This is a genomic window from Neisseria iguanae, assembly GCF_003013245.1.
GTDB lineage: Bacteria > Pseudomonadota > Gammaproteobacteria > Burkholderiales > Neisseriaceae > Neisseria > Neisseria iguanae.
This window is the reverse complement of record NZ_PXYY01000100.1, coordinates 1-8,653: the sequence shown is the minus strand read 5'-3', so window position 1 is coordinate 8,653 and position 8,653 is coordinate 1. Positions and strand designations below refer to the sequence as shown.

The 8,653-nt window shown below is 48.3% G+C and carries 7 protein-coding genes and 1 pseudogene; 7 read left to right on the top strand and 1 reads right to left on the bottom strand.

Going from position 1 to position 8,653, the window contains the following annotated elements; genetic code table 11:
- The 5 genes and pseudogenes from C7N83_RS15360 to C7N83_RS11825 form a co-directional block, all read left to right on the top strand.
- Positions 1 to 236, top strand: a pseudogene (locus C7N83_RS15360) (hypothetical protein); the annotation flags it as partial.
- Positions 237 to 305: 69 nt separating this feature from the next.
- Positions 306 to 1,133, top strand: coding sequence for a ferritin-like domain-containing protein (locus C7N83_RS11840; RefSeq protein ID WP_106742871.1), 828 nt, complete (start codon positions 306 to 308; stop codon positions 1,131 to 1,133).
- 172 nt (positions 1,134 to 1,305) lie between these two features.
- On the top strand, positions 1,306 to 1,953 hold the full coding sequence (locus tag C7N83_RS11835; protein ID WP_106742870.1) for an HAD family hydrolase: 648 nt from the start codon (positions 1,306 to 1,308) through the stop codon (positions 1,951 to 1,953).
- Positions 1,954 to 2,038: 85 nt separating this feature from the next.
- Positions 2,039 to 3,496: a hypothetical protein gene (locus C7N83_RS11830; RefSeq protein WP_106742868.1), complete on the top strand. Its 1,458-nt coding sequence runs from the start codon at positions 2,039 to 2,041 to the stop codon at positions 3,494 to 3,496.
- Between the two features lie 240 nt (positions 3,497 to 3,736).
- Positions 3,737 to 4,930 (top strand): amino acid aminotransferase, encoded by a 1,194-nt coding sequence (locus C7N83_RS11825; protein WP_106742866.1) that lies wholly within the window; start codon positions 3,737 to 3,739, stop codon positions 4,928 to 4,930.
- A 149-nt stretch (positions 4,931 to 5,079) separates the two neighbouring features.
- On the opposite strand, the gene C7N83_RS11820 is transcribed toward C7N83_RS11825, so the two are convergent.
- A complete protein-coding gene (locus C7N83_RS11820; protein ID WP_106742864.1) occupies positions 5,080 to 5,496 on the bottom strand; it encodes a YqaA family protein in 417 nt (138 codons plus the stop codon).
- 209 nt (positions 5,497 to 5,705) lie between these two features.
- On the opposite strand from C7N83_RS11820, the gene C7N83_RS11815 reads away from it, so the two are divergent.
- Positions 5,706 to 6,920, top strand: coding sequence for a sugar MFS transporter (locus C7N83_RS11815; protein WP_106742863.1), 1,215 nt, complete (start codon positions 5,706 to 5,708; stop codon positions 6,918 to 6,920).
- Positions 6,921 to 7,093: 173 nt separating this feature from the next.
- On the top strand, positions 7,094 to 8,473 hold the full coding sequence (gene nhaC / locus C7N83_RS11805) for a Na+/H+ antiporter NhaC (RefSeq protein ID WP_106742861.1): 1,380 nt from the start codon (positions 7,094 to 7,096) through the stop codon (positions 8,471 to 8,473).
- Positions 8,474 to 8,653: the final 180 nt, after the last annotated feature.

Sequence of the window (8,653 nt, the reverse complement as noted above, 5' to 3'; positions counted from 1 at the left end):
CAAACCTACTTCTGCCCTCCCTGCCGTTCTTGGGGAAAGGGGACGGTAGGGAATACCGGCAGTTGATACGCCGATACTTCCAGAAAGGAACGGATTTCAGGAAATTCGGCAGGCAACAAATTAAGGCGGTCGAAGATGCCCCCAACCGCCGCCGAGGAAAAATGCCGGATTATGATTCTCCGGTTAATTTGTTTCTGAAAGCGGTACAATCGGGAACAGCCAAATGTTGCATTTGAAATGCGGACTCACGGCCGTCTGAAAATATATCGCGCTATAATTCAGTTCAAACCGTTTTGGGAAACATCATGTCTTACAACCCTTATACCTTACTTGAACACGCTTTGTTGTCTGATCATCCCGACGAAAAAAGCGTGTTGGCCAATCAATTGTTTGCCGAGATTCAAAATGTCGAGCTGACCGATGATGGTACCGATCCGCCTTTGGATTTTCGTTTTGCCGGCAGGCCGCAGAAGCCTGAATTGGTACCGGCTTCTGCGGTGAAACCGCGTAAAATGACCACGCCGGAAGGCTATGGCGCTTTGTTGCACGCGATTACGCACATTGAATTTAATGCGGTTAATCTGGCACTGGATGCGGCCTACCGTTTCCGCCTGATGCCGTCGCAATTTACCCGTGATTGGATTCGGGTGGCGAAAGAAGAGGTTTATCATTTCAATCTGATGCGCGGACGGCTGCGGCATCATGGTTTCGATTACGGTGATTTTGAGGCGCACAATCATTTGTGGGACATGGCATACAAAACCGCTTATGATCCTTTGCTGCGTATGGCTTTGGTGCCGCGGGTGCTGGAAGCCCGCGGCTTGGACGTAACACCGGGCATCTGCGACAAGATCAGGCAGCGCGGCGATGCAGACACTTGTGCGGTGTTGGACATTATTTACCGCGATGAAGTCGGCCATGTCCGGTTCGGCAACCATTGGTATCAGCATTTGTGCCGCGAGCGTGATTTAGAGCCGATGGCTTTGTTCCGCCAGTTGATTGTGCGTTACGACATGTTTATTTTTCGCGGCCATGTCAATATTGAGGCGCGTGAGCGGGCAGGATTCAGCACGTTCGAATTGGCTATGTTGGAAAATTTCGAGCAGAGTATGAAAGAAGGAAAGGGTATCTGAAAGGTTTTGACTTTCACACGGCCTAATGTGAACAAAAGGGCCTTGCCCTATTCATATCCGTTGATGTGCCGATATTCGCACGCACGCGGCACGGACATCATTAAAATCTGTTAAAATAATGTCGTTTGGAATTTACATCTGTCCAGACGGCCTGTTTAAATAAGGAAGATTCATGACCCAAGCCATATTATTCGACCTAGACGGCACGCTTGCTGATACCGCGCCAGATTTGGGCGGTGCATTGAATTTTGTATTGCGAGCCAATGGCTTAGCCGAAAAAAGCATGGATGAAATCCGCCCGTTTGCCAGCCACGGCGCGAATGGTTTGTTGGAAATGGGAGCAGGCATGGCCCCTGAGCACCCCAATCATGCGCAATGGCGGCAGGCTTTTCTTGACCGCTATGGCGAATGTTACGCGGATGAAACGGTGTTGTTCGACGGCGTAAACGATTTGTTGCGCGAACTCGACAAACGCGGCTTGGCATGGGGCATCATCACCAACAAGCCGGCGCAATTTACCGACAAGCTGGTGCCGAAACTCGGCTTTGCCGTCCCGCCGGCAGTAGTGGTGAGCGGCGATACCTGCGGCGAAGCCAAACCGAGCATCAAACCAATGCTGTATGCGTGCGCACAAATCGGCGTGAAGCCCGAATATTGCGTGTATTTGGGCGATGCCGAGCGCGATATGCAGGCTGCTAAAAACGCCGGTATGAAAGCGGTTTTGGTGAATTGGGGGTATCTTTCCGAAACCGACGATACCGAAGCATGGTTGCAGGACGCACGTATTGATGCGCCGACAGATTTATTGGCAATTGTGTAAACACGACAAAACCAATGCCGTCTGAAGCTTTTTATACGGCCTTCAGCATTGTTAAACCAACATAAAGCAAAACAAAGAACATAAAATGGATGTGATTTTAATCATAAGTTTGATTGTATTACTGATTGTTGTCTTGGCCGTGATATTGAGTTTGGCGGAGCTGAGAAGAAAAGCCAGGCTTGATGCCGAAAAGCAGACCGAGGAGGAAAAAGCCCTGTCGCGTCAGGCCGCCAAAGAAAAAATGCAGACAGCGGTGGTGGCCAATCACGGCGATGAACCTTTGGAAGAGGAGCAAACGGATATTTCCGACAACGATTTGAACAAAATTAAAGCGGCTTATGCCAAATTTGAAAAAGACGTGTTGGCATGGGAAGCCAGGCTGCAAACGAAATCAGATTTTTCTGTCGGCGAAGAAGCGTTAATCCGCAAAGAACAGCTCAAATACCGCATGTATTTTGAAGAAGCCTTTTACGAGAAACACGGTAATTCGGTTGCTTCACAAGAGTGGCGGAAATGGACTGATGCTTTCAGCGGGCTGCTCGAACGGCACGCGCATTTGATTGTGGGGGAAGAAGAATCGAACGATGAAGATGAAGCAGATTGGACAGACGCTGACGAAACCGAGATATTGGGTCGAACGCCGTCTGAAAAACCGCAAACCAATCTTGACGTAGATAGGCCGTCTGAAAGCAATAAAGCGGTTGAAGCGTTAACCGAAACAGTGTTTTCTTCTTCAGGCCGAGGTGCCGATAAGGTGGAAATAGCCGCACAGCAAACACCGAAACAGGAAGCAGTTGCCGTCGTGCCGAACGGTGCGAAGGAAAATGCGCTTCGTGCCGCGGCTTTCCCTGCCGATTTCGCCGCCGCCGATGCGCCGCGTGTTGAAATTGATGAAGACGGACTCAAGGGCCGTGAACGCGAATTGTGGGAATATGCCAACCGCCGCAATTTATCCAAACGTGAGGCCGGAGACCGTTATGAGCGTTATCTCGGTTATCTTTACGAACGCGCAGGCTGGCGTGTCGAATATTACGGGTTGACTGAAGGGGTTTCCAATTCCAACCGCGGTATTGATTTGATTTGCGAAAAAGACGCCATCACCCATTTTGTACAAACTAAATACTGGAGCGACGGAGTGGCGGCTAAAACCAATGTGAATAACGTCATTGACCGCATTGTGAAAAATATGCAGAGCATTATCGATAAACGGGCCATTTGTGGTGAAGTGCAGGCTGTGTTGGCCGCCAAACCGAAATTATCCGCCCAGGTGGCTGCTTATGCGCAAGAGCAGGGTGTGTTGCTGCTTGATAATTTGACGCTGCAGCCGTATCCGTTGGTGAAATGTCACACTGGTAAACGCGGCAGCAAAAAATATTTCCTGCCGTTTTTGCGGGATAAAAAACCGGCCAAATACGAAGAAATCCGCCAAGGCGCGTGGGAACCATATGATTTGGTGCATATGGATTGGGGGGATGGCGATGTTTACGTCCACACCATCAAAGAAGCCGAAGCTTTGGGTTACAAATACAGCAACCGCGCTTAAGCCTTAAAAAAGTATATCTGTCACAGAATGTGCTTTTGTTGGCAAACGCATGCAGCGAAAAGGTTTCAATGGGTATACAGGAGGTTGAATCCGGTTTTCAGACGGCCTGAAAAGGCGTAAAATTCCAAAAGTTACTGTTTTAAATTTATTGTGAATAAGATTTGAATAAGGGCAAGGAAAACCAACGCCGCCCTGTTAAAGATAATTTACGATATTCTTCAAATCAAAGTGAGCAGACAAATGTTTTTTGATACCATTCATGCGGTACCGGCCGACCCGATTTTAGGCTTGGGGGAAGCGTTTAAAGCCGAAACCCGTGCTGAAAAAGTCAACCTCGGCATCGGCGTATATAAAAACGCCCGAGGCGAAACCCCTATTGTCAAAGCAGTTAAAGAAGCGGAAAAACGTTTATTCGAAAGCGAAACCAGCAAAAACTACCTGGCTATCGACGGCGTGGACGAATACAATGCGCAAACGCAGATTTTACTGTTTGGTGCCGGCCATGAAATCATCGCCAGCCGCCGTGCGAAAACCGCGCAAAGCTTGGGTGGTACCGGTGCGCTGCGTGTGGCGGCCGAATTGGCCAAACACCGGTTGGACGTCAAAAACGTTTGGATTTCCAGCCCGACTTGGCCGAATCACAATGCTATTTTCAAAGCAGTCGGCATTGAAGTGCGTGATTACCGCTATTACAACACTACAGAACACAAGCTGGATTGGGAAGGACTGATTGAAGATTTGAGCCAAGTTGGGAAAGGCGATGTGGTGTTGCTGCACGGTTGCTGCCACAATCCGACCGGTATAGACCCGACGCCGGCACAATGGGACAAATTGGCACAAATGTCGGCTGAAAAAGGCTGGTTGCCGCTGTTTGACTTTGCCTACCAAGGATTCGGCAACGGTTTGGAAGAAGATGCCTACAGTTTGCGCAGTTTCCTGAAATGCAACAAAGAATTGCTGATTGCCAGTTCATATTCAAAAAACTTCGGCATGTACAATGAGCGTGTGGGTGCTTTTACCGTGGTGGCGGAAAACGAAGATACCGCCAACCGCGTGCACAGCCAAGTCAAATCCATTATCCGCACGCTATATTCGAATCCTGCTTCCCACGGTGCCAATACCATCGCGCTGGTATTGAAAGATGCGGATTTGAAAGCACAATGGATTGTCGAACTTGACGAAATGCGTGCCCGCATCAAAGCCATGCGCGATAAGTTTGTTGCGTTGCTCAAAGCCAAAGGTGCAGCGCAAGATTTTGATTTCATTATCGGACAAAACGGCATATTTTCATTCAGTGGTTTAACCCCGGAGCAAGTTGATCGTTTGAAAAACGAGTTTGCCATTTACATCGTGCGCTCAGGCCGTATCAACGTGGCCGGTATGACTGATGACAACATTGATTATTTGTGCGAAAGCATTGTAAAAGTGTTGTAAGCTTGGGCGTGAATGAAGGCCGTTTGAAACGGAATGTTTCAGACGGCTTTCTTAATGGGTTTTGTTTAAGGTTTTCTTTTGAAAAAAATGAAGTTTGTGTCTTGTTTGTCAAGCATCAAAATGCCGTCGGCAAGGGAAATTCCTTGGATTCAGTTTAATACCAATCCTTGCATGCCCCATAAAATCACGCCGTAGCGCAATAATTTGCCTATCAGTAAAATGACGGTGCATTTGAACCAGCCCAATCGCAGCCAGCCTGCGGCAACCGGCAGGGCATCCCCGATTAGCGGTACCCAAGCCAGTAATAAGATCCATGCTCCATAGCGTTCGAACCAGCGGATGGTTTTTTCAGACGGTCTGTTTTTATCCGGTAACAAACGCCCCATGCCGTATGAAACCATACTGCCCAAGCCGTTAAGCCCCCCTGCGCACAAGCAGGCGGCCAGGGCATGTTCGGGAAAACGGTACGCAAATGCGGCAAACGCGGCTTCAGATGTACCAGGCAGGATAGTGGCTGATGTAAAGGCCGAAAAAGCCAATGCAATGTAAGCGTAAAGTAAAGGCATATCGGTATTATTTTGTAGGAATATAACGGTGGAAATCCGCTGTAAGCTTTTCAAACAACAATATTATTTGATTTATCACAATTTTATGGCAAATCTGACGAAATTGCAGAAATAATGGTTTGCAAAATAACAAAATATCAGTATGATTCATCCTGAATTAACGTAAGTTAACTGTATAAATTTGATTATAGTAAGACGAAAGGCACCTCATGTCTGCGCAAACTCATAAAAGCAACACCCCGGCTTTAACGGTACTGGGTTCTCTGTTCTTCATGTTGGGTTTCATCACCTGCATGAATGATATTCTGATCCCACATTTGAAGGAAATTTTCAACCTGACTTATGTGCAGGCAATGCTGATTCAATTCTGTTTCTTCAGCGCGTATGCCATTATGTCGATTCCGATGGGTCAGTTTGTTGAAAAATTCGGCTATAAAACCGGTGTGATTGGTGGCTTTGTCGTAGCAGCGGTGGGTTGTTTGCTGTTTTATCCGGCCGCCGGCAGCCATTCATATGCTGTATTTTTGGGTGCTTTGTTTATTTTGGCCAGCGGTATCGTATTGCTGCAAGTGGCGGGTAATCCGTATGTGACGCTGCTTGCACCCAAAGGCAAAGAATCAACTACGTTGACCCTGATTCAGGCGTTTAATTCGTTGGCGACCATGATTGCACCGCCATTGGGTGCAATGTTGATTTTTGTTGATGCGACGGCCTCTGAAGCCGAACGCATTTCTTCCGTGCAAATTCCTTACTTGGGCCTGGCCGGTTTTATGTTGTTGCTGGCCGTAGCCGTATCAATGATTAAGCTACCGGATGCGCGTAAAATCGCCCAAGAAGAAACCGAAGCCAATCATGACGGTAAAACCAGCGTGTGGCAATACAAACACATGGTTTTCGGTGCGGCAGGTATTTTCTGCTATGTAGGTGCGGAAGTGGCGATCGGTTCGATAATGATTAATGCATTGGAAGCCTTGGCCGGTTTGGACCACAGCACCGGCGCGGCATATTTGTCGGTTTATTGGGGTGGTGCGATGTTCGGCCGTTTTATCGGATCGGCCTTGATGAACAAAATTGCACCGAATAAATATCTGGCGTTTAATGCTACCGTGGCGATCGCACTGATTATTATCGCAATTTTGGCAGTTGGCGGCGCAGTAACTATGTGGTCATTACTGCTGATCGGTTTCTTCAACTCAATTATGTTCCCGACCATCTTCTCTTTGGCTACCAAAGGCTTGGGTAAATTCACCGGCACCGCTTCCGGCGTGATTTGTACTGCGATTGTCGGCGGTGCGGTTGTACCGGTGGTACAAGGTTGGGCGGCTGATACTTATGGCTTGCTGCCTTCTTATATCGTATCGGCAATCTGCTATGTGTACATTGTATTCTTCGCCGTCAAAGGCTACAAAGCCGACGAAGCGTAAAACTTGTTAGACTTCAAAAGGTCGTCTGTTGTTCAGACGGCCTTTTTGTATGCCGACAGATAAACACATAATTGATGGGTTTTGATGAAAACAGCCGTCTGACGTAAAAATTAGTTTGTAAAATGACGTAAACCCGATAAAATGCCTGATGTCTCAAAGATAGGAAACAGAATATGTTCAGTTTTAAATCACTGCTCGACATGCCGCGCTGGGAAGCGGTGGCGGCGGCAGTTTTATTGGTTGCCATGATGGGCTATACCATTATTTCGCTTGGTTGGTTGCCGCACATGTCGATCATCAGCGCGATTATTGCCCTGATTTTGTATGGTTTGTGCCGCGGTTTGAAATACAATGACATGCAAAACGGCATGATTCAGGCCATCAGTCAGGGCATGGGTGCAGTGTATCTGTTTTTCTTTATCGGTTTGATGGTGAGCGCGCTGATGATGAGCGGTGCGATTCCGACACTGATGTATCACGGTTTCGGCTTGATTTCACCGACTTATTTTTACTTTTCGGCATTTGTTTTATGTTCGGTGGTCGGCGTGGCGGTGGGCAGCAGCTTCACCACCTGCGCCACAGTCGGCGTGGCTTTTATGGGTATAGCCATGGCGTTTGAAGCTAATCTGGCGATGACTGCCGGTGCGGTGGTCTCGGGTGCGTTTTTCGGTGACAAGATGTCGCCCTTGTCGGATACCACCGGTATTGCTGCCTCAATTGTCGGCATTGATTTGTTTGAACACATCAAAAACATGATGTACACCACCATTCCGGCGTGGCTCATCAGCGCGGCATTGATGTTGTGGGTGTTGCCGACAGTGGCGGTTGATGATTTGGACAACATCGAAAATTTCCGCAATGCATTGGAGGCCACCGGTTTGGTACATTTGGATTCGCTGATACCGTTTGCCTTACTGGCCGTATTGGCCATGATGCGAGTGAACGCGGTGGTGGCGATGATTTTCTGCACCATTGCCGCTTTGGTGGTGACTTATTTCTACAGCAGCCCTGATTTACAGCAATTGGGTGCATGGTTTTTCAGCGGCTACAAGCTGGAAGGCGGGCAATTCAAAGACATCTCCCGGCTGATTTCGCGTGGCGGCTTGGAAAGCATGTTTTTCACGCAAACCATTGTGGTTTTGGGCATGAGTTTGGGCGGTTTGCTGTTTGCTCTGGGCGTGATTCCTGCTTTGCTCGACATTATCCGTAATTTCCTGACTAACATCAGCCGCGCTACCTTCAGCGTGGCCACAACATCCTTGGGCGTGAACATTTTGATTGGCGAACAATACCTGAGCATCTTGCTTGCCGGTGAAACCTTTAAACCGGTTTATGACAGGCTCGGCCTGCATCAGCGCAATTTGTCGCGTACGTTAGAAGATGCGGGTACGGTCATCAATCCCTTAGTACCTTGGAGCGTGTGCGGCGTGTTCATCAGCCAGACCTTGAATGTGCCGGTGTGGGAATATCTGCCGTTTGCCTTCTTCTGTTACCTGAGCCTGATTTTGACGTTGGTTTTTGGTTGGACAGGCTTAACATTAACGAAAAAATAATCCCATCAACAAAGGCCGTGAACATATGGAAGTGAGTTTTCAGACGGCCTTTAGATTCACCTGCCAAGTGCAGCAACGGTTGAATACGTCCAAGAACCGATTACCCGGCGTACCTAAGCAAGCGTTTTTTTCGGTCGCGTTTTTCCCGGTTGGCAGGTGGGTTTGCCAACCGCCTTTCCT